A 485-nucleotide genomic window follows, 5' to 3' on the forward strand; every position below is an offset into this window, starting at 1 on the left:
TTCCTATATTTGGCACACTATTCGAAAGGATAGGTCGCAAAGCTAAGAGTCTAAAGTAATGAAAATTACTATGATAGTCTGGTTGCAGTTTGGATTTTCACACATAGTTGTATGTATGAAAATCGAAGAGGCAACTGGACTTTTTGTTTTCTTAAAAAAAAATAAATGGGCACACTGTTCGAAAGAATAGGTCGCAAAGCTAAGAGTCTAAGGTAATAAAAATTACTATGATAGTCTGGTTGCAGTTTGGATTTTCACACATAGTTGTGTGTATGAAAATCGAAGAGGCAACTGGACTTTTTGTTGTCTCAAAAAAAATAAATAGGCACACTGTTCGAAAGGATAGGTCGCAAAGCTAAGAGTCTAAGGTAATGAAAATTACTATGATAGTCTGGTTGCAGTTTGGATTTTCACACATGTTGTGATATATGAAAATCGAAAAGGCAACCAGGCTTTTTATTTTTTCAGAATACACATTATGATTG

General features: G+C 34.0%; 3 riboswitches.

The window, feature by feature from the left end:
* Position 1: 1 nt before the first annotated feature.
* Positions 2–90, forward strand: a riboswitch (cyclic di-GMP riboswitch).
* Positions 91–158: 68 nt separating this feature from the next.
* Positions 159–247, forward strand: a riboswitch (cyclic di-GMP riboswitch).
* Between the two features lie 67 nt (positions 248–314).
* Positions 315–403: riboswitch (cyclic di-GMP riboswitch) on the forward strand.
* The last annotated feature ends 82 nt before the right edge of the window (positions 404–485 follow it).

The sequence above is a fragment of the Bacillus cereus group sp. BfR-BA-01382 genome, assembly GCF_022663475.1.
GTDB classification, from domain to species: Bacteria; Bacillota; Bacilli; order Bacillales; family Bacillaceae_G; genus Bacillus_A; species Bacillus_A thuringiensis_S.